This window comes from Aeromonas sp. FDAARGOS 1402, from assembly GCF_019046925.1.
Lineage (GTDB): Bacteria > Pseudomonadota > Gammaproteobacteria > Enterobacterales > Aeromonadaceae > Aeromonas > Aeromonas caviae.
Genome location: NZ_CP077201.1, coordinates 3,217,331 through 3,241,658, shown reverse-complemented (window position 1 = coordinate 3,241,658; position 24,328 = coordinate 3,217,331). Strand labels below are relative to the sequence as shown.

The 24,328-nt window shown below is 61.3% G+C and carries 21 protein-coding genes; 8 read left to right on the top strand and 13 right to left on the bottom strand.

All coding sequences use genetic code 11. The features are described from left to right. Positions 1-44: 44 nt before the first annotated feature. Entirely contained in the window at positions 45-1,958 is a 1,914-nt protein-coding gene (gene htpG / locus I6L32_RS15485) for a molecular chaperone HtpG (protein WP_069784832.1), read from the bottom strand. 624 nt (positions 1,959-2,582) lie between these two features. Next, positions 2,583-3,185, bottom strand: a complete 603-nt coding sequence (gene recR, locus I6L32_RS15480; protein ID WP_010674419.1) for a recombination mediator RecR — start codon at positions 3,183-3,185, stop codon at positions 2,583-2,585. A gap of 657 nt (positions 3,186-3,842) precedes the next feature. On the opposite strand from recR, the gene I6L32_RS15475 reads away from it, so the two are divergent. From I6L32_RS15475 to hypA, 7 genes are all read left to right on the top strand, one after another. Then, positions 3,843-4,922, top strand: coding sequence for a phospholipase D family protein (locus I6L32_RS15475; protein ID WP_158657314.1), 1,080 nt, complete (start codon positions 3,843-3,845; stop codon positions 4,920-4,922). 596 nt (positions 4,923-5,518) lie between these two features. Next, positions 5,519-7,384, top strand: a complete 1,866-nt coding sequence (gene kup, locus I6L32_RS15470) for a low affinity potassium transporter Kup (protein WP_069784829.1) — start codon at positions 5,519-5,521, stop codon at positions 7,382-7,384. 473 nt (positions 7,385-7,857) lie between these two features. Further along, on the top strand, positions 7,858-10,272 hold the full coding sequence (hypF, locus tag I6L32_RS15465) for a carbamoyltransferase HypF (protein ID WP_216944129.1): 2,415 nt from the start codon (positions 7,858-7,860) through the stop codon (positions 10,270-10,272). 5 nt (positions 10,273-10,277) lie between these two features. Continuing rightward, the gene (locus I6L32_RS15460) at positions 10,278-10,529 is read left to right on the top strand and encodes a HypC/HybG/HupF family hydrogenase formation chaperone (RefSeq protein ID WP_042648489.1); all 252 of its coding nucleotides are present in this window, start codon (positions 10,278-10,280) and stop codon (positions 10,527-10,529) included. After that, positions 10,523-11,635, top strand: coding sequence for a hydrogenase formation protein HypD (gene hypD, locus I6L32_RS15455; protein WP_069784826.1), 1,113 nt, complete (start codon positions 10,523-10,525; stop codon positions 11,633-11,635). Before I6L32_RS15460 ends, hypD begins: the two co-directional genes overlap by 7 nt. Next, positions 11,632-12,636, top strand: a complete 1,005-nt coding sequence (hypE, locus tag I6L32_RS15450) for a hydrogenase expression/formation protein HypE (RefSeq protein ID WP_069784825.1) — start codon at positions 11,632-11,634, stop codon at positions 12,634-12,636. Before hypD ends, hypE begins: the two co-directional genes overlap by 4 nt. A gap of 69 nt (positions 12,637-12,705) precedes the next feature. Further along, positions 12,706-13,047 (top strand): hydrogenase maturation nickel metallochaperone HypA, encoded by a 342-nt coding sequence (gene hypA / locus I6L32_RS15445; protein WP_045526958.1) that lies wholly within the window; start codon positions 12,706-12,708, stop codon positions 13,045-13,047. On the opposite strand, the gene I6L32_RS23170 is transcribed toward hypA, so the two are convergent. Next, on the bottom strand, positions 13,025-13,393 hold the full coding sequence (locus tag I6L32_RS23170) for a hypothetical protein (RefSeq protein ID WP_254203841.1): 369 nt from the start codon (positions 13,391-13,393) through the stop codon (positions 13,025-13,027). The two genes, hypA and I6L32_RS23170, sit on opposite strands and share 23 nt — an antisense overlap. On the opposite strand from I6L32_RS23170, the gene hypB reads away from it, so the two are divergent. Next, complete coding sequence (gene hypB, locus I6L32_RS15440) at positions 13,280-14,122, top strand: hydrogenase nickel incorporation protein HypB (protein WP_216945181.1); 843 nt, start codon at positions 13,280-13,282, stop codon at positions 14,120-14,122. The two genes, I6L32_RS23170 and hypB, sit on opposite strands and share 114 nt — an antisense overlap. 292 nt (positions 14,123-14,414) lie before the next feature. Here hypB and I6L32_RS15435 read toward each other — a convergent pair whose 3' ends face one another. The 10 genes from I6L32_RS15435 to hybA form a co-directional block, all read right to left on the bottom strand. Then, a complete protein-coding gene (locus I6L32_RS15435) occupies positions 14,415-15,056 on the bottom strand; it encodes an ATP-binding cassette domain-containing protein (RefSeq protein WP_069784823.1) in 642 nt (213 codons plus the stop codon). Then, positions 15,056-15,844 (bottom strand): ATP-binding cassette domain-containing protein, encoded by a 789-nt coding sequence (locus I6L32_RS15430; RefSeq protein ID WP_069784822.1) that lies wholly within the window; start codon positions 15,842-15,844, stop codon positions 15,056-15,058. Before I6L32_RS15430 ends, I6L32_RS15435 begins: the two co-directional genes overlap by 1 nt. Continuing rightward, a complete protein-coding gene (locus tag I6L32_RS15425; protein WP_069784821.1) occupies positions 15,838-16,653 on the bottom strand; it encodes an ABC transporter permease in 816 nt (271 codons plus the stop codon). Before I6L32_RS15425 ends, I6L32_RS15430 begins: the two co-directional genes overlap by 7 nt. Next, positions 16,643-17,647: an ABC transporter permease gene (locus tag I6L32_RS15420; RefSeq protein ID WP_069784820.1), complete on the bottom strand. Its 1,005-nt coding sequence runs from the start codon at positions 17,645-17,647 to the stop codon at positions 16,643-16,645. Before I6L32_RS15420 ends, I6L32_RS15425 begins: the two co-directional genes overlap by 11 nt. Next, on the bottom strand, positions 17,632-19,251 hold the full coding sequence (locus tag I6L32_RS15415; RefSeq protein ID WP_216945179.1) for an ABC transporter substrate-binding protein: 1,620 nt from the start codon (positions 19,249-19,251) through the stop codon (positions 17,632-17,634). The genes I6L32_RS15420 and I6L32_RS15415 overlap by 16 nt, the downstream gene beginning before the upstream one ends. Positions 19,252-19,372: 121 nt before the next feature. Further along, positions 19,373-19,897, bottom strand: coding sequence for a hydrogenase-2 assembly chaperone (gene hybE, locus I6L32_RS15410; protein ID WP_069784818.1), 525 nt, complete (start codon positions 19,895-19,897; stop codon positions 19,373-19,375). Beyond that, positions 19,879-20,409 carry a HyaD/HybD family hydrogenase maturation endopeptidase gene (locus I6L32_RS15405; RefSeq protein ID WP_069784817.1) on the bottom strand — a complete coding sequence of 177 codons (531 nt, stop codon included), beginning with the start codon at positions 20,407-20,409 and terminating at the stop codon, positions 19,879-19,881. The genes hybE and I6L32_RS15405 overlap by 19 nt, the downstream gene beginning before the upstream one ends. Continuing rightward, complete coding sequence (gene hybC / locus I6L32_RS15400; RefSeq protein WP_069784816.1) at positions 20,409-22,112, bottom strand: hydrogenase 2 large subunit; 1,704 nt, start codon at positions 22,110-22,112, stop codon at positions 20,409-20,411. Before hybC ends, I6L32_RS15405 begins: the two co-directional genes overlap by 1 nt. After that, the gene (hybB, locus tag I6L32_RS15395) at positions 22,109-23,296 is read right to left on the bottom strand and encodes a Ni/Fe-hydrogenase cytochrome b subunit (protein ID WP_069784815.1); all 1,188 of its coding nucleotides are present in this window, start codon (positions 23,294-23,296) and stop codon (positions 22,109-22,111) included. Before hybB ends, hybC begins: the two co-directional genes overlap by 4 nt. Beyond that, complete coding sequence (gene hybA / locus I6L32_RS15390; protein WP_216944128.1) at positions 23,289-24,326, bottom strand: hydrogenase 2 operon protein HybA; 1,038 nt, start codon at positions 24,324-24,326, stop codon at positions 23,289-23,291. The genes hybB and hybA overlap by 8 nt, the downstream gene beginning before the upstream one ends. Positions 24,327-24,328: the final 2 nt, after the last annotated feature.

Sequence of the window (24,328 nt, the reverse complement as noted above, 5' to 3'; positions counted from 1 at the left end):
CAAAAAAAAGCCCACTGTCATGCAGTGGGCCAATCACAATCACATCACGCCTGGAGTAGCAGACGGTTGATACGGGAGACGAAGCTCGCCGGATCATTGAGGCCGCCCTGCTCCGCTAGCTGGGCCTGCTCGTGCAGGAGGGAGACCCACTCGCCAAACAGGCTCTCATCCTCGATGGTGCCGAGCTTCTTCACCAGGGCATGGTCGGGGTTGAGCTCCAGGATGTACTTCTGCTCCGGCACCGGCTGACCGGCGGCGCGCATCAGCTTGATCATCTGGGTGCTCATGCCGTGGGCGTCGGTGACGATGCAGGACGGCGAGTCGGTCAGACGGTGGGTGACGCGCACCTCTTTCACCGCTTCACCGAGGCTCTTCTTGACCCGCTCAACCAGACCGGCGTTGGCTTTTTCGGCCTCTTCCTGCGCCTGCTTGGAGGCGTCGTCTTCCAGATCCCCGAGATCCAGTTCGCCACGGGTGACGGAGACCAGCTGCTTGCCGTCGAACTCGGTCAGGTGGCTCATCAGCCACTCGTCCACCCGCTCCCACATCAGCAGCACTTCGACGCCCTTCTTGCGGAAGATCTCGAGGTGCGGGCTGTTCTTGGCAGCGGCATAAGAGTCGGCGGTGATGTAGTAAATCTTCTGCTGACCTTCCTTCATGCGGCCAACGTAATCCTCGAGCGACACGGTCTGGGCTTCGCCCTCGCCGGCGGTGCTGGCAAAGCGCAAGAGCTTCGCGATCTCTTCCCGGTTGGCGTAATCCTCGGCCGGGCCCTCTTTGAGCACATTGCCGAACTCGCTCCAGAACTTGGCGTACTTCTCGCCATCCTCTTTCGCCAGCTTGTTGAGCATGGTGAGCACGCGCTTGGAGCAGGCCTTGCGCAGGGAGGCGGTCACCTTGTTGTCCTGCAGGATTTCACGGCTGACGTTGAGCGGCAGATCGTTGGAGTCCAGCACCCCTTTGACGAAACGCAGGTAGGTCGGCATGAACTGCTCGGCGTCGTCCATGATGAAGACGCGCTGCACGTAGAGTTTCAGGCCGTGCTTCTGCTCGCGGTTGTAGAGATCGAACGGCGCACGGGCCGGGATGTAGAGCAGGCTGGTGTACTCCTGAGCCCCTTCCACCCGGTTGTGACCCCACAGGAGCGGATCTTCGAAGTCGTGGGCGACGTGCTTGTAGAACTCCTGGTACTCCTCGTCCTTGATGTCCTTCGGGTTGCGGGTCCAGAGCGCAGTGGCGCGGTTGACCTGCTCCCACTCCCCCGGGGTGCCGACGATGGTTTCACCGTCTTCTTCCCGATCCGGCGTGCCCTCCTTGAACATCTCCACCGGCACGCTGATGTGGTCGGAATATTTGCTGACCACGGAGCGCAGGCGCCAGTCGTCCAGGAACTCCTCTTCATCGCTGCGCAGGTGCAGGATGACGTCGGTGCCGCGACCGGCTTTGGTCACGTCAGCCACGGTGAAGGAGCCTTCCCCTTGTGATTCCCACTGCACGCCCTGCTCCGGCGCGGTGCCTGCGGCGCGGGAGACCACGGTCACCTTGTCGGCCACGATGAAGGCGGAGTAGAAGCCCACCCCGAACTGGCCGATCAGCTGGGAATCCTTGCCCTGGTCACCGGAGAGGTTCTTGAAGAACTCGGCGGTGCCGGACTTGGCGATGGTGCCCAGGTGCTCGATCACCTGGTCACGGGTCATGCCGATGCCGTTGTCCGAAATGGTCAGGGTCTTGTTCTCTTTGTCCACCACCAGGCGCACGCGCAACTGGCCGTCGTTTTCGAACAAAGAGGCATCGGAAAGCGCCTTGAAGCGCAGCTTGTCCGCCGCATCGGAGGCGTTGGAAATCAGCTCGCGCAGGAATACTTCTTTGTTGGAGTAGAGGCTGTGAGCCATCAGGCTCAGCAGTTGTTTGACTTCAGTCTGAAAGCCGTGGGTTTCGGCGTGAACACTTTGGGTCATCGACCAGTCCTCAAAACGTCGGGTTGAACAGATTCCCAAGCTAGATGGGGTTGGCCTTTCAAATATCAAGGGGCTTGCGTGCAAACTTGAGAGCAAATTTGCACACCGGCCCCTCGCTTGGCCCACACAGGCAACCCCCTCACGGCCTCCCCCTTCACAAGGGGGAGGTGAACTGCCATCCCCTGTCTGGCGAAGGGGTCAGACTGGAATCGAGAGGGGTGACATATAGCGAGATCAGCCTTGCTCTCCCCTGCCAAGGGGAAGCATGAGGTGGGATCCGTTGCCCCCTCCTCTGCCAAAGGGAGGCATGAGACGGGATCCATTGCCCCCTCCCCTATCAAGTGGAAGGCCGGGGTGGGGTTCGTTGCTTTCTTCCCTGCCAAAGGGAGGAGTGGGGCAAGATCCATTGCTCCCTCCCCTATCAAGGGGAGGACCGGGGTGGGGTTCGTTGCTTTCTCCCTTGCCAAAGGGAGGAGTGGGGCAAGATCCATTGCTCCCTCCCCTATCAAGGGGAGGGCCGGGGTGGGGTTCGTTGCTTTCTCCCTTGCTAAAGGGAGGAGTGGGGCAAGATCCATTGCACCCTCCCCTGCCAAGGGGAGGGCCGGGGTGGGGTCCGTGGTGTCTTTAGCTCAGGCGCTGGCGCCCCATCAGGGAGTGGGAGAGCGTGGTGCCATCCACCAGCTCCAGCTCCCCGCCCACCGGCACACCGTGGGCGATGCGGCTCACCTCCACCCCGGCGGTGCGGGCCATGTCGGCGATGTACCAGGCGGTGGCATCCCCCTCGATGGTGGGGTTGGTGGCGAGGATCAGCTCCTTGATCTGCTCCTCTTGCAGGCGGCGCTCCAGGATATCGAGCCCCAGCTCCTCGGGGCCGATACCGTCAAGGGGCGACAGGTGGCCCATCAGCACGAAGTAACGGCCGGAGAACTGGCCGGTCTGCTCGATGGCCGCCACGTCCGCCGGGCTCTCCACCACGCAGAGCAGGCCGTTCTCCTCGCGCTTGGGATTGGCGCAGATCTCGCAGCGATCGTTCTCGGTAAAGGTGCGGCAGTGGCTGCAATGACCGATTTCGGTGAGCGCCCGGTTGAGCAGGGAGGCCAGACGCAGACCGCCGCTGCGCTCGCGCTCGAGCAGGGTGAACGCCATGCGCTGGGCCGACTTGGGGCCCACGCCCGGCAAGACCTGCAGCGCCTTCATCATCTCATCGAGCAGGGGACTGAATTTCATGGGGATATCCTTTAAAGCCGCGCCGAAGGAGTGATTCGGCCCGCTTGCCTGAAGCGGTGCCGACGCCTCCATCCGAACCTATCTTGTTGGCGCAGGACTATACCCGAGCCGGCCCCGGGCGCCAATGGCCGATCCCGCCATAGTGCCTGACGGCCCAACATCACCCCGGTCGGGGCGCAGCACTGAGCGGCAACCTCCCTTTCCCCTCTTCCCACAACCCAGATCACGCCATGATTGCCAAACCAATTCCGGGGAAACCGGGAAACCCTCCCAGATTGCCCCAACTCACTCCCCACCAGCCTCCAGACAAGCCAGCACGGCCAGAAACCAGGCCCACATTGTTTGGTTTTTCTATTCGAAAACCAGTTATCGTTTAACAAAACCAAACAATAAATGCCCTCTTGAGGTCCCGATTTATGACGTTGCGCCGGTTTTCAACGGCTCCCCCTTCTGTTTTTTCACCGGCCGATTAGTATGACTCACGCGACAACCAGCTCCGTTGAGGCCGTTACTAGGGAACGGCAAGATTTTGCAGTGCAGACTAAAGGCGCGGGCTGTGGGAATGAACTTAGGAGCAATAGTAAAAATTGGACACCATCATTACTTCCTTTCTTCATAATATACAACCATTAAAAATATTTAATAAGGAAACGAAAATTGCTGTTATCAAATACAAATAATCTTCAAGCGGAGCATCTAAAACGTATCATTCAAAACTGTGGTGACCGAGTTATTATCGTTTCGCCATATCTTGCAGATGACATGAAGTCATTTCTCAACCATTTTGATTTTTCATCAACCAAAAAAATAGAATTAATAACCACATTCAAGCCAAGAGATATCGAACAAATAAAAAAACCATTTCAACTAAGAGACTTCTATAGTTTTTTCGATGAGAAACATCCGAATATTACCTGCAAAGTACATATTGATAACAATCTACATGGTAAATTATATTTTTCACTTGGCATAAATAAAGAACTAATACTAACATCAGGAAACTTCACCACTAACGGTATATTTAACAACCATGAATGGGGAGTGCTTATTAAAGATGCTAGCCTAATAGAAGACGCATTGAACCAAGTATTCGATTTGATTGAATACCCCGATGTTACTCGTTTCCAAGTTGAACGAGCATGCCAATTTGCAGATGTGTATTTAGGAAACAATCCTCATTGGATAGAAAAAGATAGTATTAGCTATGATATATTAAGCTCTGTATACTCAGATTCCGATTCAAATAACTACGAAACAAAATACTATCTGAAACCTATCGGCCATAAAGATTCCCCAATCACGTTGGATGACAGACGTGATTTTTCAGATTTACATCAAAATTTACACTTTTCAAAAAAGAAACCCAAAGGAATAAAGAAAGGTGATGTCATCATTACAACAGCTATCGGAGCTGGATCATTATTGTCCTATTTTAAAGTTACTAGCGGCTTGCAAAGTGTAACTGACTCTCAGGTTAAAATTAATCCATGGATGGAACGCTGGCCATGGTACCTAGAGGGGAAAAACAACAGCGTTAATTTTGGAAGAAAATGGTGGGAGTATAATTTAAGAAGACAAGATATGTTATCCGAATTCCATGATAAATACCCAGGAAAGTCTGTAACTTACGCTGGAGGATTAACTCTTGGAACTATTAACATGGGTAGTGATAAGGTTCAGCTTTCTGAAGTATTTGCAAAATTCTTGATATCTAAGATTGAAGAGTATAATAATTGATGTTTTGGGGAGTGTAATAAGTGAATTTCATTTCAGCGCTAATAATGGTGCATTTCACTTCGTTCATTGCCCCCTACATTCCCACCCTCTATTTATGCCCTCACTTTATAGTGGCTGTCTTTACTGCGGTCACTTCTCTTCCCGACGATTCTCCATCCAGCCGATGAAATAAAGACTCCATTGCTACCCAAGCCTTCCCTCTCTGTCGCTCCTGCCGATAATTTATTGGTCAACATTTTATCGCCCGTTTTTCAACCCGTTTGATTGAAAAGACTGGCTAAAAATGGCTGCTTAGCAAAAACAAACACTTGCTCGCTGCACGGGGGCCTATTTCAATCAAGGAGTAATTAATAACCTCGTTCAAAAGTCTTTTTTGATTATTTATACCTGAACATACTCCCACAGACTCTGTGTCATCATAAGCTGAATCGCAGATAAACAGACTGTGTCCATGATGAGCCTCCTATTTATATCCAGCTAACCCCCGCTCCCATCGCAATCCTGAAGATCCTCCCGAACGACTATCCGTGAACTCCCGGTAGTACGGGGCCCCTGTGTTGGCAGCCATGCCACCGGCAATCTGACAAGATAATTTCATGAACTGTACTAACAAACCCGCCCTGTCCGGCGTCATGCTGGCGGCGATCGGCGTGGTCTATGGCGACATCGGCACCAGCCCGCTCTATACCCTACGCGAGTGCCTCTCCGGCCAGTTCGGTTTCGGGGTGGAGCCCGCCTCCATCCTGGGCTTTCTTTCGCTTATCTTCTGGCTGCTGATCCTGGTGGTCTCGGTCAAGTACCTCTCCTTCGTGATGCGGGCGGACAACGCGGGCGAAGGGGGCATACTCACCCTGATGTCGCTCGCGACCCGCAACACCCCGGAAAAATGGACGCCGGTGCTGATCATCCTGGGGCTCGTCGGCGGCAGCTTCTTCTATGGCGAGGTGGTGATCACCCCGGCCATGTCGGTGATGTCGGCCATCGAGGGCCTGAAGATAGTGGCGCCTTCCCTGGACGCCTACATAGTGCCGCTCTCGGTGCTGGTGCTGACCCTGCTGTTTGCCATCCAGAAGCACGGCACCGCCGCCGTGGGCAAGCTGTTTGCCCCCATCATGCTGATCTGGTTCCTGACCCTGGCGGTGCTTGGCCTGAATAGCATCCTCCAGCACCCCGAGGTGCTGGGGGCGCTCAGCCCGGTCTGGGCGCTGCGCTTCTTCATGACCTATCAGAGCGCCTCCTTCTTTGCCCTGGGCGCCGTGGTGCTGGCCATCACAGGGGTGGAGGCGCTCTATGCGGACATGGGCCATTTTGGCAAGAGCCCCATTCGCCGCGCCTGGTTCATGGTGGTGCCGTCCCTGGTGCTCAACTACTTCGGTCAGGGGGCCTTGCTGCTCGGCAATCCCGAGGCCATCGCCAATCCCTTCTTCCTGCTCGCGCCCAAGTGGGCCCTGCTGCCCCTGCTGCTGCTGGCGACGCTCGCCACCGTCATCGCCTCCCAGGCGGTCATCTCCGGGGTCTTCTCCCTCACCCGGCAGGCGGTGCGGCTCGGCTATCTCTCCCCCATCCGCATCGTGCACACCTCGGAGCAGGAGTCCGGCCAGATCTATATTCCGGTCATCAACTGGCTGCTCTATCTCTCTGTGGTGATCGTCATCATGAGCTTCGAGCACTCCAGCAACCTGGCGGCGGCCTATGGCATCGCCGTGACCGGCACCATGGTGCTCACCTCCATCCTCTCCTGCTCGGTGGCCCGCCACAGCTGGCACTGGCGCAAGCCGCTGGTGGCCACCCTCTTCGCCCTGCTGCTCGCCATCGACGTCCCGCTGTTTGCCGCCAACCTCGCCAAGATCTTCTCCGGCGGCTGGCTGCCGCTCACCCTGGGGGCCGTCATGTTCACCCTGATGACCAGCTGGAAGAGCGAGCGCTTCCAGCTTATTCGCCGCCTGAACGAGCACGGCAACTCGCTGGAGCCGATGATAGCGTCGCTCGAAAAATCCCCGCCGACCCGGGTGGCGGGCACGGCGGTCTATCTGTCGCGGGTGGTCAACGTCATCCCCCATGCGCTCTTGCACAACCTCAAGCACAACAAGGTGCTGCACGAGCGCGTCATCCTGCTCACCCTGAAGGTGGAGGATGTGCCCTATGTCCACAACGTGCGCCGGGTCTGCATCGAGCAGCTCTCCCCCACCTTCTGGCGGGTGGTGGCGAGCTATGGCTGGCGCGAGACCCCGAACGTGGAGGAGATCTTCCACCGCTGCAACGCCGAGGGGCTGAGCTGCCGTATGATGGAGACCTCCTTCTTCATGGCCCACGAGTCCCTCATCATGAAGGAGCGCCCCTGGTACCTCTATCTGCGCGGCAAGCTCTTTATGCTGCTGCAGCGCAACGCCCTGCGGGCGCCGGATCAGTTCGAGATCCCGCCCAACCGGGTGATCGAGCTGGGATCCCAGGTGGATATCTGATGGCGGGCGCCGGGCCCAAGGTCATGGCACGCAAGAGGGAGGCAACCGCCTCCCTCTTTCATTGCTGAGCGCCTCTCTCTTCCGCCCGGGATCTCGAGCCGCCAGGAGACGTGGCGCCCCTCACAGGATCGCAAAGAAGCGCCGCGTCTGGCACTCAAACCGGTGCGAGATCAAGGTAATGGGGACCGGGGCCCCGGTAAACTTGGCCCCCGTGACAGGGCGAGGGCCTCCTCTGCCTGTCAAGGCTACGCCCCTTCTATCGCGACGCAGCCCGTTGCCCCCCGTTCGTTGCACCCGATGGCCCATGCCGTGGCGGCAGGCCAGCAGATGGGAGTTCGATATCGCATGACATCCCCCAGGATGATCGCCGGATGGCCGCCCCTGTCGGCCCTCCCCAGCCCCCCTGTCATGAGGGAGGATTCCCTGCCCCCCGTTTATCAGGGAGGGGCGCTGGCCCCTCTTTGGATGGCGCCATGACCACGTCGACACGCCTTCGACTGCGCCGGGAATTTCATATCGACGGTATCGTGCAGGGGGTCGGTTTTCGCCCCTTCGTCTATGGGCTGGCGCTGCGCCACGGCCTTGCCGGCTATGTATTGAACGACGCGAGCGGCGTCACCATCGGCGCCGAAGGCTCCGCCGAGCAGCTCGCCGCCTTTGCCCTCGAACTGCGGGAACTGGCGCCGCCCCTTAGCCGCATCGATCATTTCAGCGAGCGGGAACTGCCCCGAGATCAGGATCCCGACTTCGATGGCCAATTTCATGGCCAGTTTCGAATTAAAGCGAGCCAGCAGCAGAGCGCCGCCACGGTCGCCATCTCGCCGGATCAGGGAATGTGTGAGGCCTGCGCCCGGGACGTGGCCAACCCTGCGGATCGCCACCATCGCTACCCCTTTACCAACTGCACCCACTGCGGCCCGCGCTACACCATCATCCGCCGCCTCCCCTACGACAGACCCCACACCGCCATGGCCGACTTTGCCATGTGCCCGCGCTGCGCGGCGGCCTATGAAAACCCGCTTGACAGACGCTACCACGCCCAGCCGGTGAGCTGCCCCGAGTGCGGGCCCCATCTCACCTGGCGCAGCGGCAAGGGTGATGCCCTGGCCGAGCGTGAGAATGCCCTGCAAATGGCCGCCAGCGCCCTGCAAGCGGGAGCACTGATCGCAGTCAAGGGGATGGGGGGGTATCACCTGATGTGTGATGCCCGCAATGAACAGAGTGTTGCCAGATTACGAATGCTCAAACGGCGCAAACGCAAGCCGCTGGCGGTGATGATGGGCTCCCTTGCCGAGGCCAAACTGCATGTCACCGGCAGCGAAGACGAGTGGAAGCTGCTCACCTCTCAGGCCAGACCCATCACCTTGCTGCGCAAGCGCACCAAGGATGATCGGCCGTCAGATCTCATGCAACAACAAGCGGCGCCGCTGGCCGAGGGGATCGCCCCCGGCATCCCCTACCTTGGCATCATGCTCCCCTATACCCCGCTGCACCAGTTGCTGCTGGATGCCTGCGCCATGCCGCTGGTAGCCACCAGCGCCAATGGTCGCGGCAGCCCGATCCTTATCGAGTGCGAGGCGGTGGTCAGGGAACTCGGGGGCGAGATTGACGGCATCCTGGATCACAACCGCCCCATCCTGCACCCGTGCGACGACAGTCTGGAGCAGTGGGCGGGCGGGCGGCGCCAGACGTTGCGCCTCGCCCGGGGCTATGCCCCCTGCACTCCCAGCTTGCAAGAGGCGGTCAGGGTGCCGCTTCTTGCAGTCGGGGCGCAGCAGAAGAACCAGCTGGCGCTCGCCTTCGGCCGCCAGCGCATCTACAGCCCCTATATCGGCGATCTGCACAGCCTGCCGATGCAGGAGCACTTCGAGCAGACCCTGGCGACCTTTCGCGAACTCTACGATCTCAACCCCGAACTGCTGGTGTCGGATCGCCACCCCGGCTATCTCAGCCATCAGTGGGCCAAAAGCTATTGCCGCCATCAGGGTGCCACCCACCTCGAGGTGCAGCACCATCACGCCCACCTGCTGGGGGTGATGGCTGAGCACAACATCACGGGCCCTGTACTGGGGGTTGCCTTCGATGGCACCGGCCTTGGTGATGACGGCACCCTCTGGGGCGGCGAGCTGCTGCTGGCAGACGTTAAGGGATTTGAGCGGGTTGCCCACCTCAACCCCTTCAAGCTGATCGGCGGCGAAGCGGCCATTCGCGAGCCGGTGCGCCAGTTGCTGGGGCTGCTGTTCGAATCGCACAGTCCTGAGCAGATCAGCGCCCTCGATACTCCGGCGATCAAGCAACTGCCCGCTGGGCAGATCAACAATCTGCACCAGCTCTGGCGCCTTGGCCGCAACGCCCCTTACACCAGCTCCATCGGTCGGCTGTTCGATGCGGTGGCGGCGCTCTTGGGGGTGATCGATACCCCGGATTACGAAGGCGAAGCGGGACTCCTGCTGGAGGCAGCTGCCTTGCAGTTAGCCCCCGATGAACAGCCCTTCCCCCTCGCCTTTGATCTCAGCCAATCAGCAGAGGGGCCACTGCAGATCGAGTGGGCAGAGCTCATCCATACCCTTGTCAGCGAGCGGCGCCAAGGCACCTCCACCGCCAGCCTGGCCGCCGGTTTTATCCGCGCCATCAGCAATCTGGTCATCGCCCTGGCCGAGCGCTTCCCCGGCTATCCGGTGGTACTGGGGGGAGGCGTCTTTCAAAACCGGGTGCTGATGGACCAGCTGGTGCCCGCACTCGAAGCCGCCGGCCAGCAGGTATTGACCAGCGAAACCCTGCCGCTCAATGACGGTGGCATCGCCGCCGGTCAGCTCTGGTTTGCCATCCACCATCTTGCCACGCACCAGCTTGTCACCACCGGTTGTGCCACCTTGTCGGAGTCCTGAAATTCATGTGTCTATCCATCCCCTCTCAGGTGGTGCAGCTGCACCCCGAAGATAACTGCGTCACCGTCGACACCCTGGGAGTGCAGCGGCGCGTCAGCTGCATGCTGCTCGAAGAGCCTCTCCAGGTGGGCGACTATGTGCTGCTCCATATCGGCTTTGTGATGAGCAAGATTGACGAAGAGGAGGCGCAGGCCAGCCTCGAGAGCTTCCGCCAGATGGTGGCCCTTATCCCTGCGCAGGATATCTTGCCATGCTGACCTTGAATGATCTCTTTCAGGGCTTTCGTGAGCCCCGGGTGATCCGCGCCCTCGCCGCCCAGATCACTGTACTCGCCAAATTACTCCCCGAACCGCTGCGGGTGATGGAGGTATGCGGCGGCCATACCCACACCATCATGAAGTACGGCCTGCACCAGTTGCTGCCGGCCAGCATCGAGTTTGTCCACGGCCCCGGCTGCCCGGTCTGCATCATGCCCAAAGAGCGCATCGATCAGGCCATCGAGCTGGCGAGCCAGCCCAGCGTTATTCTGGTGACGCTGGGGGACATGATCCGGGTGCCGGGCTCCAAAGGCACGCTGGCCCAGCAGCGCGCCAAGGGGAGCGATATCCGCCCGGTCTATGACCCCCTCGACGCCCTGCGCATCGCCCGTGAGAACCCGGAAAAAACCGTGGTCTTCTTCGCCATCGGTTTCGAGACCTCCACCCCGATGACAGCGGCACTCTTGGCTGCTGCGGAAGAGCAAGGGATCGAGAACCTCTTGTTTCATATCAACCATGTGCTGGTGCCCCCCGCCATTCATGCGGTGATGGCCGACGGAGTTGCCAAGGTGAACGCCTTTATCGGCCCCTCCCACGTCAGCGTCATCACCGGCGCCGATATCTACCTGCCCATCGTCGAGCGCTATCAGGTGCCGGTGGTGGTGAGCGGCTTCGAGCCGGTGGATGTGATGGAGGCCCTGCTGATGATGGTGCGCCAGAAGGTGGAGGGTCGCTACGCGCTGGAGGTTCAATACAGCCGCGCCGTCACCGCCAGCGGCAACCGGGCCGCCCAGCGGTTGGTCGACCAATATTTTGAGACCCGCGAGCACTTTCGCTGGCGAGGCCTTGGGGACATCAACGCCTCCGCCCTGCGCCTGCGGGATGCCTTCGCCAGGCGCGATGCGGAGCGCCACTTTCAACTCAGTGAGACCCCCATCGATGACCACAAGGCGTGCCAGTGCGCCGATATCCTGCGCGGCCTGGCCAAACCGAACCAGTGCAACGTCTTTGGCCGGGGCTGCACCCCGACCCAGCCCATGGGCAGCTGCATGGTCAGCTCCGAGGGGGCCTGCAATGCCTACTACCGATATATGGGGATCCAATGAGAGAAATCCAACTTAGCCACGGCGGCGGCGGTGTCGAAATGAATCAGCTGATCAATCAGCTCTTCTTTCGCCACTTTGGCAACGAGATCCTGCTGCGCGGTGAAGATGCCGCCCTGCTGCCGGTAGAGGGCCCCGTTGCCTTCACCACCGACAGCTTTACCGTCTCGCCGCTCTTCTTCGAGGGGGGCGATATCGGCAAGCTGGCTATCGCCGGCACGGTCAACGATCTCGCCATGATGGGGGCCAAACCCGAGTATCTGAGCTGCAGCTTTATCATCGAGGAGGGGTTCCCCTACGCCGATCTGGCCCGCATCGTCGAGTCGATGGCAGCAGAGCTTGCCAAGAGCGGCGCCCGCATCGTCTGCGGCGACACCAAGGTGGTGCCCAAGGGAGCGGCAGACAAGATCTTTATCAACACCAGTGGGGTCGGCACCTTCCCGCTGCCTGAGCAGAGCCGGGGCATCTCGGTACGCAACCTCAAGGCCGGTGACGCCATCCTGGTATCGCGGGATATCGGCAGCCACGGCGCCTGCATCCTGATGGCCCGCGACGCCCTGCAACTGGGATCTGATCTCAAGAGCGACTGCACCACCCTCTGGCCGCAGGTCGAAGCGCTGCTAAAAGCTGGCATTACCCCTCACGCCCTGCGCGATGCCACCCGCGGTGGCCTTGCCGCCGTGCTCAACGAGTGGAGCACGGCCTCCGGCGTTGCCATCGAACTGGAGGAGTCCGCCATTCCGGTGTGCGATCCGGTACGCGGCCTGTGCGAGCTCTACGGTTTCGAGCCCCATGATCTCGCCAACGAGGGGACCATGGTGCTGGCCCTGCCTGCCGAGCAGGCGCAGGACGCACTGGGCATCTTGCGGCAGTTCAACCCCAGCGCCAGCCAGATCGGCGTGGTGCAGGCGAGCGAGCGCCACAAGGTGATCCTCAACAATCCCTGGGGCAGCCGCCGTTATCTGGAGCTGCCACAGGGGGAGCTGCTGCCGCGGATCTGCTGAGCAGCCATGCCGTTCCGTCAATTACAGGGAGGAGTCACTGCTCCTCTCCATATCGGTTAAGGAGCCACCATGCACGAAATGTCTCTGGCCATGGCCGCCATCGATCTGGCGGCCGAGCAGGCCACCCAGCGGGGCTTTACCAGGGTGACCGCCCTCTGGCTCGAGGTTGGCAGCTTCTCCTGCGTTGACCCGGACACCATCGCCTTCTGTTTCGAGGCCGCCGCCAAGGGCACCGCCGTCGAGGGGGCCCAGCTGCACTTTCAGCACCAGGCGGCCGAGGCCTGGTGTTACGACTGCAACCAGACGGTCACCCTCACCGAGCGCGGGCAGGCCTGCCCCGAGTGTGGCGGATACAAATTACGAGTCGCGCAGGGTGATAGCCTGCGCATCACCGACATCGAGGTAAGTTGATATGTGTAGCGTATGCGGATGCGGTCAGGCGCGGATCGCCGGCCATGAGCACGATCATGAGCATCATCACGAACATGAACATCACCATGGTCATGAGCACGACCATCATCATGCTCATGACGCCCATCACCATCATGCCAACGAACAGAGTGCGCCGCGCACCCTGATCATTCACCACCACTATCACCATCAGGGGGATGTCCATCACCACTACCACGGGGTACGGGCTCCCATGAGCCACGAGGGTCATGATCATCCACACGATCACCACCATGATCACCCCCACGACCATCATCATGATCATGCCCACTCTCATGAGCACGGCCATTCCCACGCGCATCCCCATGATCACAGCCATGACCATGACCATCAGCAGGGTGATCTGCACTACGGCAAAGGGGAAGCGGGATTGTCGGTGCCCGGCATGGGGCAGCGCCAGCTGATCGCCATCGAGATGGACGTGCTGGCCAAAAACAACGCGCTGGCCGCCCACAACCGCGAACACTTCGACGAGGCGGCCCAGCTGGTGCTCAACCTGGTATCGAGCCCGGGTTCAGGCAAGACCACCCTGCTGTGCGAAACCCTGCGCCAGCTGGCCGACAAGCGCCCCTGCGCCGTGATCGAAGGGGATCAGCAGACCAGCGCCGATGCGGATCGCATCCGTGCCACCGGTGTGCCTGCCGTGCAGATCAACACCGGCAAGGGCTGCCATCTGGACGCCAAAATGGTCCACGACGCCTGCCACCAGCTGCCCGCCAATGAAGGGGGCATCCTCTTTATCGAGAACGTGGGCAATCTGGTCTGCCCCGCCAGCTTCGATCTCGGCGAGAAGTACAAGGTGGCGATCCTCTCCGTCACCGAGGGGGAAGAGAAGCCGCTGAAATACCCGGACATGTTCGCCGCCGCCCAGCTGATGGTGATCAACAAGATCGATCTGCTGCCCTATGTCAGCTTCGATGTCGCCCGCTGTATCGAGAACGCCAAACGGGTCAACCCCTATATTCAGGTGATCCAGGTCAGCGCCACTACAGGCGAAGGGATGGATGCCTGGCTCAACTGGCTGGCCAGTGCCTGAACCGGTTAAACGCCGCTGATAACGGTAGAAAACAAAAGAGGGAGGCTGATGCCTCCCTCTCTTTTATCTGCGAACCTTGTCGGCCGTGCTATCTGTTCGGAGTCGCCAGCGTCCCCTCACCCAGGCCCTCTCCCCAGGGAGAGGGGACCGGTTCGTGGATACTGGCAATAAGTTCGAAGTACGCGCACTGCGAGCATAACAACCGGCTTGTACCCCCAAGCTTGGGGAGAGTCACCGTCTGCTCCCTTCTCCCCTTGCAGGAGAAGGGCTGGGGATGAGGGGGAACTAACCCTCAGGCCGCATTTTCAGCCAATACACCAGTCACGGGCTGCATCTCACCAAAGCGCAGCACCCGATGGCAGATCTGGCGCAATAATGCCTGCTGGTGACTGAAGATGACCATGCCAAGCCCGCGCTGCTCGCATTCAACCATCAACTCCCGCCAGAGTTGGCGCTGGATTTGCGGATCCAGCTGGGCGGTCACCTCATCGGCAATCAGCAACCGGGTGCGGGGATCGAGGGCGCGCAACAGCGCGATGCGGGCCAGCTCGCCGCCGGAGAGTTGACCGGGTTTACGGCCGAGCCACTCAGGTTTGACCATAAAGCGGGCCAGCATGGCGTCATCGGGGCGCCACACATCCCACAGCGCCTGCCCAGTGGTGCGATAGGGATTAAAGGTGAGTTCGGGGTGCTGGGGCACCAGCTGGATAGGGTTATAGCCTTTTACCCGTTCAGGCACAGGCTGCCCATCCAGCAGGATCTGCCCGCCGGCCCCAACCGGTTGCCAACCGGCCAATACTCGCCCCAGGGTGGTCTTGCCATAACCGCTGGGGGCGGAGATACCGAGCCGCTCCCCCGCTTTCACCGTCAGCGATAAACCCTGCCAAAGGGGACGTTCCCCCTGGGCGATAGTGAGGTTTTGTACTTCCAACATCAGGAAACCTCCGGCACAGAGAAGAGCGCGTTGAACTCCGGCAGCGCCTGCCAGTGGGCTCTGAGCATCTCGCTCCCCTGCCCCTGGCGCAGATGGTGGCAGCTCAAGGTATCGCTCACCTGCCCCTGATGCAGCGCCACGATGCGATCGGCAAAGCGGGCTGCCAGCGCCAGATCGTGGGTCACCCAGAGGATACCGCAGCCCTGATTGGCCAATTCACGCAACTGGCTGAGCAGCTGGCAGGCCAGCCCTTCGTCGAGCCAGGCGGTGATCTCGTCTGCCAGAATGTAGCGGGCACCGCCGAGCGCCGCGGTGCAGGCCAGAATGCGCTTGGCCATGCCGCCGGAGAGCTGGCGCGGGAATCTGTCCAGGGTGGTCGCGGGCAGCTGGTAGCGTAGCAGCTGCTCGCCGAGCCGCTTGCGAGAACCGCTCTGGCCGCAGAGACGTGCCGCACGGCCCAGCTGGCGCTCCACCGTCAGCAGCGGATTGAGGGCGCTTACACCCTGCGGCACATAGCAGAGGGTGTGGCCGCGTAAACGGGCCCGGCTGGCATCGCACAGGGGCACGCCATCGAGGGAGATGCTGCCACGCATCCGCAGATTGTCCGGCAGCAGGGTCAGGGCGCTTTGCAGCAGCAGGCTCTTGCCCTCGCCGCTCCCCCCCACCAGCGCCACGATTTCGCCGGGCGCCAGTTGCAGGCTGATATCGGTCAGCAAAGGCTGCCAGCTGCGCCGCCCCAGCCAGGAGTAGTGGGCCGCCTCTATGGTCACCTGATCAAAACTCAGCATGGTTCACTCCTGTGCCACAGCAGCTGTTGCAGAGCGCGGGTTGCCTGATCAAACAGCAGTACCTGCAGCAACAACATCAGTCCCGGGAAGAGGGCCAGCCACCAGCCACCGCCGGCCAGATAACGCATGGCATCGGCCAGCAGCAGACCCAGCGAGGCCTCGTGGGCCGCCAGCCCAAAGCCGAGAAAGCTCAAGGCCGCGCTGTGCAGCACCGCATGGGGAAACATCAGCAAGGTGCCGATAAACCACTGGGGCAACAGCCCCGGCAGCAGGTGGATGCGCCAGCGACGCAGCGCCCCCATCCCCTGACAGCGGGCCAGCACCACATAGTCGCTGCAGGCGATCCGCCGCGCTTCTGCGCAAAGGATCAGCGCCAGCTTGGGCCAGTGGGTGAGCGCCACCGCCAGGATCACCCCGCGCATGCCGCCCCCCACGGTGAAGCAGATAAGGATCAGCAGCAGCATATGGGGCAGCGCCAGCATGGCGTCGATCACCATTCGCACCGCTGCATCGCATCTGGGATGGATGAGCGACACGCTTGCCGCCACCATGGCCAGCAGGCCACTGCAGAGAGCCGTGCTGATGCCGAGTTCCAGACTGGTGAGGGTGCCCTGAAAGGCCCGCAACCAGAGATCCCGCCCCATCTGATCGGTGCCGAACCAGTGGGTCAACGAGGGAGGCTGCTGGCGCGCCAGCAGATCCATCGGCACATCCTGATGAGAGAGGCTCCAGCCGTAGCTGGCCAGCAGCAGCAGGCAGATCAGCGCAAAGCCAAGACGCAGCAAGGAGGGGAGCGGATTAAACAGCATGCTCGCCCTCCCAGCCCCGATTGATGCGGGCCAGCAGTACCCGCGCCACCGTGTTGCCCAAAAAGACCAGCAGGGTGCAGAAGAGCACGATTCCCATCAGCAAGGGGATATCGCCCCGCAGCCCCGCATCCACGGTGGCCTGACCGAGCCCCGGATAGGAGAAGACCTTCTCGGCCAAGAGCGATCCACCAATCAACTCGCCAAGGGAGGCAAACTGCAGACAGATGGCCGGGGTCAGGGCGTGGCGCAGCACGTGAAAACGCAGCATGGGCCAGCCGCCATCCCCCTGAGCGCGGGCGTAGCGGATAAAGTCGCTCTCCAGCACCTCGGCCACCCGCGCCCGGGTGTGCAGCGCGATATTGCCCAGCCCGAGCAGGGTCAAGGTCGCCACCGGCAGCAACAGATGACGCAACCGCATGGCCCAATCCGCCTCATCGGCAGAGAGGCCAGGCGTCCAGGCGCAGCAGACTGGCAGTAGTGGCCAATGCACCGCAAACAGGGCGAGCAGCAAGAGGCCGACCCAGAAGGTGGGCAAGGAAGCGAGCAGGTAGGCGAAGCGGCAAATAAGGAGATCGGGCCAGCGATTGAGATAGCGACCGGCGCAGAGGCCCAGCAAAATCCCGAAAAAGCCGGAGAGCAGCCAGGCCCCCGCCAGCAGCAGGAAAGAGGCGGCAAAGCGCTGGCCTATTACCTCACCCACCGGCGCGTTGTAGAGCATGGAGTAACCGAGATCCCCCTGCAGCACCTGGCTAAACCAGTGCCAGTAGCGCAGCCAGAGCGGCTGATCCAGCCCCCAGCGGGCGGCGATGCGGGCGTATTGCTCGGGCGGTACGTGCAGCAGATCGTTGCCGATATAGGCCTTGATGGGATCGATGGGGGAGTAGCTCAGCAGCACAAAGGTGGCAACAGAGACCAGACAGAGCAGCCCTGCCAGTCGCAGCAGGGCTTTCAGAGTGGCAGTCATCATGGTGGACGAACTTAGCGGCACGTCCATCGCCAATCCTGCAGGTTGTTGAGCAGTGACCAGCTACCGTGGATTTCCGGCGCCCCCTTGCCAAGGTCGATGCAGCGGTTGGCGAGATAGGTGTGCTGCACATTGAGCAGCCAGGCCCAGGCGGCATCCCCCTGCACCCCGGCGCCGCTCTTGCCATCCCACTCCACCTGCTGCCAGAAGGGCACGGCCGCCTGCCAGTTCGGGGCATCCAGCGCCTGCTTGAGGTGGCCATCCACCACAGGGTTGCTGTAGTAGCCTGGGTTGTAGAACTCCACGCCACCGGAGCCGCTCTGGTAGTGGTGATAGAGCTCCATGGGATCCAGACTCCCCCACCCCATCAGCACCGGATTGGCGTGCATCTCCCGCTCCACCTGCTCCCAGCTGCCGGACTTGAGGCTCACCTCAAGGCCAATGGGCCCCAGCATGGCCCGCACCGCTTCCGCCAGATCCCGGCGGGTGCTGTCGCCACTGGTGTACCAGAGGGTAAAGGCGGCGCGCAGGGAGCCATTGTGGCGAATGCCGTCACTGCCCATCTTCCAACCGGCCTCGTCGAGCAGGGCATTGGCGTGGGCAGCATCGCCATCCTTGAAGGCGGTGGCGTTGTTCAGCCAGGGCAAGCCTTCTACCGCGCTGTAGGCGGGGATGGCGTGCCCTTCCAGCAGCTGATCGGCCAGCAGCTTGCGGTCGATGGCGTAGTTGATGGCGCGGCGCACCGCCACGTCCGAGGTCACGTCGTTGCCGATGGGATAACCCTTGGCATCCTTGCCGCCTGCTGGCGGGATGGGGAAGACGATGCCGCGGTTCTCCACACTCGGGCGCACCCAGAGTTTGAGGGAAGCAGGCACGGTAGGCGCCAGCGACGGAGCAATGCGCACCACATCAAGCTGGCTGCTCTGGGCGGCAGCATAGGCGCTCTCTTCATCGATAAAGACAAACACCAGCCGCTTGAAGTCATTGTTGCCACCGGCGTAATAGGGGTTCGCCTCTACCACCAGCTGTTGACCGGGCAGGAAGCTCACCAACCGGTAAGGGCCGGCACCGACCGGCTTTTGGGCATATGCTTTTGCGTCGTAATCCTGCTTCGACACTATCCCCAAGGATCCCAGCACGTTGACGAAGGTGCTCTGAGGGGCGCTAAGAGTGATGGCCACCTCGGTGGGCGAGAGCACCTTGGCCGAGACAAAGTTGCCCATGTCGATCTTGCCGCCGCCCTGGGCTGCGCTGTTGTAGGTGAAGGCCACATCCTCTGCGGTGAGCGGTGCGCCGTTGGAGAATGTCAGGTTCGGCTTGAGGCGGATAAGCCACCCCTTGCCATCCTTGCTCGGGGTCACCGATTGGGTGAGCACATTCTGCCAACTGAGATCGGCGTTCTGCTTGAGCAGCGGACTGTGTAGCAGCAGGTAGCTGCCGTGGCTCCAGCCGAGCAAGGGGTCAAACCCTTCGGTGGGCTCACTGCCAATGGCGAGCTTGAGTTCGGCGGGGACAGGCTGGGCCGCCAGCGCCATGGTAGATAAACCGCCCGAGAGCAGGGCCAGCAGGGGCAGTGCCCGCACCAGGACTGGCGCACCCAGCAGGCCATCGACGCGGCCATGTTCAATCTTCATCATGATCCTTGTTCCCAGGATTCACTCGCAGAGATGCAACGCCACCTCAATGAGGCGAGTGAGGGGCCCATGCCGGCCCCTGTGTCAAACTGACGCGCCCGGTTGTCGGCACGCCTTGGTCTCAGGACTTTCGTCCCCCGAACAGTCGTCGGCGCCCCAGATCCACGCCGCCCTCCCCCTGCTGCACCGGAAGCGAAAGCAACATTTTGAGGGTGCTGCTCACCAGCGTGCGCCCCTCGTCGGCCCCCAGATGCGGGTCGATGGGGGACATGAGCGAGCAGGCCAGCAGTTGCCCCGTCTCGGGCAATGCCCCCACCATAAAGGTCAGGTTGCCGCAGGGGAGCAGCAGGGCGAGGCGTTCGCTACTGCTGCGCTCCGGCCAGAGCTGATCCGGCCCCGGCAGCACCACCACGCTCAGCATCCAGGGGGTGAGCACGCAGCCAAGCCACTGACCTTCAAACAACGTGCACTCGGCCACGATGGGCATGGTGGCGTGATAGAAGGGCAACGCCTGCATCTCTTCGCGAGCGATCCGCTCGTACTGGGCTACCAGCAGAGGCGCGGGATCGCTTGCAAAACCGGCAAACTCCTGCGCCGGCTCTTTCGCGGCTTCGTTCACTGCCTCATTCACAATGGATTGCGCCATAGGCCCTCCCGCGCTCGCTCAGCCTTCTCCTGCTCAGAGAGCGGGATGGCTGGGGCACCGACACTGGCCAGCAGGGTCAGGATCCGATCCGTCGCCTCCCCCAACGCCGTCGCCACTACGGGAGTGAGGCCGATGCGGGGCTCGAGGGATTCGGGTTCGACCCCGATCAGGGTGAGCCGCCTGGGGGATTCCCCCGTCATGTACAGCGCCGAGAGCACGTCCGCCAGCCCCAGCTGATGGGGGGAGATCTTGCGGCCAAACAGGGTCGGGATCTCTTCATCCTTCAGGGTCACCACGGTACCCGGCGGATTGCCGCTGCGCACCGCGTCCGCCAGTATGATGTGGTCGCGACTGGCCATCGCTTCGAGCAGCTCCATGCCGGCGGTGCCGCCATCGAGCAGCTCGATGCCGGGGGCGAAGCGGTAGTCGCGCTCCAGCCCCTCGACGATGCGCACGCCCACCGCCTCGTCACTCAACAGCAGGTTGCCCACGCCCAGGATCAGGGTGTTCATCACAGCACCTTCACCTGAGTCGTTTCACCGCTCTGGGTATCCACTACGTGCACCGCGCAGGACATGCAGGGATCGAACGAGTGGATGGTGCGCACTACTTCCAGCGGCTTAGCGGGATCGGCTACCGGGGTGCCCACCAGGGACTGCTCGTAGGGGCCGGGCTCGTCGTTGAAGTTGCGCGGGCCCGAGTTCCAGGTCGATGGCACCACCGCCTGATAGTTCTCTATCTTGCCGCCCTTGATGACTACCCAGTGGGAGAGCATGCCCCGCGGCGCCTCTTCAAAGCCCACCCCGCGAAACTCCTTGTCCGCCGGGATCTCGGTCTTGATGTAGGCGCTGAAATCCCCCTTGCCGATGTTGTCGACCAGCGCCTGCCACTGGTGAGACAGGGTGTCTTTGAGCACGCAGCAGCGCACCGCGCGACCGATGATGCGGCCCAGGGTGGAGTGCAGCTGTTCAGTCTTGATGGCAGAGCCGGTCAGCGCTTTATAGATGCCGTTCAGCTGGTCGAAGTGTGCCACCGTCTCCGGGTGCTTGGCGGCCAGTTTCACCAGAAGGTCTGCGAGGGGCCCCACCTCCACCACCTTGCCGTAGAAGGTGGGGGATTTGACCCAGGAGTACTTGCCGTCATCCTGCCAGCCGGTGTAGTCGGGCTCAGTCTTGCCCTCCCATGGCTTGAGGGGGGCGTCATCCTTGTACCAGGCGTGCTTGTTGCTCTCGGCAATGCCATCCATCAGCCACGCATCCTGATGGCTCTCGATGGGGCGATAGCCGGCTAGATCGCCATTCTCGATGTAGCCGCCCGGCATCAGGAAGCTGCCGCCGTTACCGTCGGTGGGCAGCTCCGGCACGCTCAGGTAGTGCCTGGCCCCCTGCCCCAGGTTCAGCCACTCGGGGTAGTGGGCGGCGATGATGGCGGCATCCACCTTGTAGACCTGCTCGATGAACTCGCCGAGCCGGTCGATAAAGCTCTTCACGTAGAGCAGCCGCTCGAGGTTCAGCACGCTCGGTGCATCCAGGTTGATGGGGTTGGCCACGCCGCCCACCGCCAGGTTCTGGATGTGGGGGGTCTTGCCGCCGAGGATGGCGACGATGCGGTTGGCATCGCGCTGGCACTCCAGTGCCTGCAGATAGTGGGCCACGGCGATGAGGTTCACCTCCGGGCTCAGTTTCATCGCCTTGTGGCCCCAGTAGCCGTTGGCAAAGATGCCGAGCTGGCCGCTCGCCACCAGGGCGCGGATCTTCTCCTGCACCTTGGCGAGCTCCTCGGCGCTGTTGAGGGACCAGGTCGATACCCCCTTGAGCATGTCCGCCGCTTTTTGCGGTTCGGCCTGCAGTGCGGCGGTGATGTCCACCCAGTCCAGCGCGGAGAGCTGATAGAAGTGGACGATGTGATCGTGGATGTTATGGGCCGCGATGATGAGGTTGCGGATGTACTGGGCATTGACCGGCACCTTGGCGCCGATCGCATTCTCCACCGCCCGCACCGAGGCGATGGCGTGAATGGAGGTGCACACCCCGCAGATGCGCTGCACTATCATCCAGGCATCGCGCGGGTCGTTGCCCTTGACGATCTCCTCCATCCCGCGCCACATGGTGCCGGACGACCAGGCCTTGGTGACGACGCCGCCTTCGATTTCACAGTCGATACGCAGGTGACCCTCGATGCGGGTGATGGGGTCTATGGTGATACGTTGGCTCATACGTTGGCTTTCCCTCGGGCCTGATAATCTTGGTGAACACGTTCAAGTGATGGCAGTACCGGCAAGAGCCGGATCAGCAGCAAATAGGCACACACCTCGATGGCGACGAAGCCCAGGGAGATCAGCACTTCCGCCGCAGAGGGGAAGTAGTGGTAGCCATTGCCGGGGTTGAAGGCGAGCAGGGAGTAGTCCAGTCGCCAGAGGGCGGCGCCCAGCAGCATGCTGAGGGCCCCCAGGAACAACATGCGCGAATCCCGGCGGCTCTTGTCCCAGTGGAACACCAGCAGCGGGAAGATCATCAGCGCGATCTCGCTCCAGAACATCAAGGCGTAGCGATTCCACTGGGAGAGGTACTCCGACTTGTCGTTGATGACGATCTCGGCAAAGCGCAGCGCCACGAACAGGATCAGGAAGATGTCGATTACCTGGGTCAGCTTGTAGAAGAGCGACTTCTCGTTGGGCCCCCGCCCCGCCAGTCCGGCCTGCACCAAAGATCCTTCAAACACCACGATGGAGAAGCCCATGATGAAGGCGGTCAGAAGCGAAAAGACCGGCAGCAGCTCGTAGCTTTGCCAGAGCGGATGGATCTTCTCCCCCGCCACTATCATCAGTGACCCCATGGAGGATTGGTGCATGGTGGGCAACAGGGCCCCCAGCGCCAGGATGAAGAACATGATCTTGTTGAGCCGTGCCATGGAGGTCTTCCAGCCGAACTTCTCCAGGAGCACGGGGGCAAACTCCAGCGCCATCACCCCGATGTAGATGGTCATGCAGACCGCCGTCTCGAACAGCACCGAAGAGGTGTTGAAGTGACCGGGCAGGTAGAAATAGGGCAGGTTCCAGTAACGGCCAACATCGATGGTGATGGAGAGACCGCCCAGCGAGTAGCCGAACAGGCTCGCCAGCAGGGCCGGCCTTACCAGGGGGTGATACTCGCCCCGGTTGAAGACGTAGACCGCCCAGGCCAGCGCCCAGCCACCACAGGCGAAACCGGTGCCGATCAAGAGGTCAAAGGAGATCCAGAGACCCCAGGGATAACCCCCGTTCAGATCGGTGACAGAACCCAGCCCGAAGAAGAGGCGCTTGAGAATAAGCATGCCGCACAGGATGACAAACGGCGCCAGCACCATGACCGGCCAACTGACCAGCCTGCCCCCCAGCGGATGTGCCTTGTGATTACTCATGGTCCTTGCCTCCCGTATTCTGGTCATGACCCTTGCTCTGACCATGGCTGGCATCATCCCCCTCTCCCCCGCCATGCTGCTTGGCATTGCGGCGAATGAGTACCGAGAGCCCGGTCAGCACCACCAGCGGCAGCACCATCCCCTTGTAGAGGGTGTGCTGGATGTGCTCGGAGCGGGCACCGGAGGAGAGCTCCGGCAGATCGGGCATGTCGAGCTTGGTATAGGGCACCCCGGCCAGCACCAGCACCTGGGTGCCGCCCCCCTCCTTCTCGCCATAGACGTAAGGCTGGTAGTTGGGCACTTCATGCAGGTAGGGATCGTTGGCGCTGAAGGTCTGGCGCGGGTAGGCATATTCGCTGCCCGGGGTGGCCAGCAGGCGACGCCTGGCTTCTGCCATCAGCGCCTCGCGGGTGCCGAAGATGACGGCGCCGGTGGGGCACACCTCGACACAACCGGGCAACTTGCCCTGATCGATGCGCTCAAGCCCCTTCTGGTTGCAGAGCTCGCACTTGTGGATCGCCCCGAACGGGTTGTCGTAGTCATATTTGGGCACGTCGAACGGGCAGCCCACCATGCAGTAGCGGCAGCCGGTGCAGACGTCCGGGTCGTAATGGACGATGCCTGTCTTGGGATCCTTGGTCAGCGCCTGCACCGGGCAGACGGAAACACAGTTGGGATCGACGCAGTGCATGCACTGCTTCTTGATGTAGGCGTAGCCATCCACCAGCTGATCCTTGTGCTCACCCGTGCCGTTCTTCCACACCTGAATGATGTTGTTGGTGTAGGGGCTCAGCTTGTCGTTGTTGGACCAGGTTGCTTCCCCGGCCGGATTGGCCGGGTTGCCGTTGAGGCGCTGGCACTCCGCCACACAGGCCTGACAGCCGATGCAGAGGGTGGAGTCATATAACATACCGAGCGACCCGGGGATCGGCGGCTTGTTCTCGGCCGCCGCCAGGGCAGTGCCGGAGACGGTGGTGCCCGCCGCCAGCGCACCGACGGAGGCGAATTTGAGAAAATTTCGTCTGTTCACGG

Bases quoted from the DNA above. Each gene is read 5' to 3' on its own strand.
- I6L32_RS15405 (WP_069784817.1), bottom strand. From the start codon at position 20,409: ATGAACACCCTGATCCTGGGCGTGGGCAACCTGCTGTTGAGTGACGAG.
- hypA (WP_045526958.1), top strand. From the start codon at position 12,706: ATGCACGAAATGTCTCTGGCCATGGCCGCCATCGATCTGGCGGCCGAG.
- hybB (WP_069784815.1), bottom strand. From the start codon at position 23,296: ATGAGTAATCACAAGGCACATCCGCTGGGGGGCAGGCTGGTCAGTTGG.
- kup (WP_069784829.1), top strand. From the start codon at position 5,519: ATGAACTGTACTAACAAACCCGCCCTGTCCGGCGTCATGCTGGCGGCG.
- I6L32_RS15415 (WP_216945179.1), bottom strand. From the start codon at position 19,251: ATGAAGATTGAACATGGCCGCGTCGATGGCCTGCTGGGTGCGCCAGTC.
- I6L32_RS15435 (WP_069784823.1), bottom strand. From the start codon at position 15,056: ATGTTGGAAGTACAAAACCTCACTATCGCCCAGGGGGAACGTCCCCTT.
- recR (WP_010674419.1), bottom strand. From the start codon at position 3,185: ATGAAATTCAGTCCCCTGCTCGATGAGATGATGAAGGCGCTGCAGGTC.
- hypF (WP_216944129.1), top strand. From the start codon at position 7,858: ATGACCACGTCGACACGCCTTCGACTGCGCCGGGAATTTCATATCGAC.
- hybE (WP_069784818.1), bottom strand. From the start codon at position 19,897: ATGGCGCAATCCATTGTGAATGAGGCAGTGAACGAAGCCGCGAAAGAG.
- I6L32_RS23170 (WP_254203841.1), bottom strand. From the start codon at position 13,393: ATGGGGATGCGCGTGGGAATGGCCGTGCTCATGAGAGTGGGCATGATC.
- hybC (WP_069784816.1), bottom strand. From the start codon at position 22,112: ATGAGCCAACGTATCACCATAGACCCCATCACCCGCATCGAGGGTCAC.
- I6L32_RS15460 (WP_042648489.1), top strand. From the start codon at position 10,278: ATGTGTCTATCCATCCCCTCTCAGGTGGTGCAGCTGCACCCCGAAGAT.
- hypE (WP_069784825.1), top strand. From the start codon at position 11,632: ATGAGAGAAATCCAACTTAGCCACGGCGGCGGCGGTGTCGAAATGAAT.
- htpG (WP_069784832.1), bottom strand. From the start codon at position 1,958: ATGACCCAAAGTGTTCACGCCGAAACCCACGGCTTTCAGACTGAAGTC.
- hypB (WP_216945181.1), top strand. From the start codon at position 13,280: ATGAGCCACGAGGGTCATGATCATCCACACGATCACCACCATGATCAC.
- I6L32_RS15425 (WP_069784821.1), bottom strand. From the start codon at position 16,653: ATGCTGTTTAATCCGCTCCCCTCCTTGCTGCGTCTTGGCTTTGCGCTG.
- I6L32_RS15420 (WP_069784820.1), bottom strand. From the start codon at position 17,647: ATGGACGTGCCGCTAAGTTCGTCCACCATGATGACTGCCACTCTGAAA.
- I6L32_RS15430 (WP_069784822.1), bottom strand. From the start codon at position 15,844: ATGCTGAGTTTTGATCAGGTGACCATAGAGGCGGCCCACTACTCCTGG.
- hypD (WP_069784826.1), top strand. From the start codon at position 10,523: ATGCTGACCTTGAATGATCTCTTTCAGGGCTTTCGTGAGCCCCGGGTG.